Genomic DNA, 1010 nt, shown 5'->3' with positions numbered 1-1010 from the left:
GCCAATATATGTCGGCTGAACATCTCTTTTGGCGTCTGAAACCCCAGGCATTTGCGTGGCGTGTTATTTAGTCGATCACACAGGGAGCGAATTTCTTGGTTGGTAACCTCAAGCACGATCGTCTCTGCGGGCAAATATCGGCGAACACGCTTGTTGGTGTTTTCCACCGTGCCTTTTTGCCATGGCGCCTGTGGGTCGCAGAACCATGCTGTCGTTCCCATGCCGTGCTCCAACTCGCGCCACGAGACGAACTCAAGCCCGCGATCAAATGTCAGGCTTTGTCGAGCAAGGGCGGGTAGGGGTGCCAGATGCCGGATCAACTGGTTCATGATCGGCTTCGAGCGCCGATCATTGTTGCGAAACAGTAGGGTATAGCGGCTGGTTCGTTCGACAACGGTGGCGATGTTAGCGGTGCCGTGTTCTTTTCTGAAGATCATCAAATCAGCCTCCCAGTGACCGAATTCACTGCGCTCATTGACGGCTTCAGGCCGGTTTCTAATGGCGCATTCGACTGGAAAGACGAGGCTTCTGGGTTTGCGTGCGTATCGCGGCCGCCGCTTGCGGCGTCGCTCAGGTAGGTACCTGCCCAGCTGCAGATCCTGGCCTTCCTGAGAATAGACGTACTGATAGATTGTCTCATGGCTTAGCCGGACAATTGCGCCACTGGCAAGCCGCAGCCGACCGGAAATTTGCTCCGGTGACCAACCATCCTTGAGGCGGTCGATAACGGCGGTACAAAGACTGGGATCACGCAGGAGCTTGCGATACTTACGCCGCCGGTCAGACGCCATTCCATGCGCTGTGACGTGCCAGTATCCTTCCGCAATCGGGACCTCGCGGTCGTGCCAGAAATTCCGTCGGAGCTCCCGGCAGATCGTAGACCGGTCGCGACGAAGGGTGCGTGCGATCTCGGCCTGACTGATCTTCTTCTCATTCATCCGTGCGATGATGCGGCGTTCGTCCAAACTCAGCTGCACAAAAGAGCGGGCCATTCCATCCTCCTGAAACCA

At 56.6% G+C, this 1010-nt stretch carries 1 protein-coding gene; it reads right to left on the bottom strand.

Translation table 11 applies throughout. The features are described from left to right. Nucleotides 1-992: IS30 family transposase (locus HGO37_RS26320; protein WP_250985963.1), on the bottom strand; the 992-nt coding region annotated here is incomplete at its 3' end. Nucleotides 993-1010: the final 18 nt, after the last annotated feature.

Source organism: Rhizobium sp. CG4, from assembly GCF_023701965.1.
Classification (GTDB): domain Bacteria; phylum Pseudomonadota; class Alphaproteobacteria; order Rhizobiales; family Rhizobiaceae; genus Agrobacterium.
The sequence above is the reverse complement of the archived record's forward strand: the minus strand, read 5'-3'. Positions and strand labels throughout refer to the sequence as shown.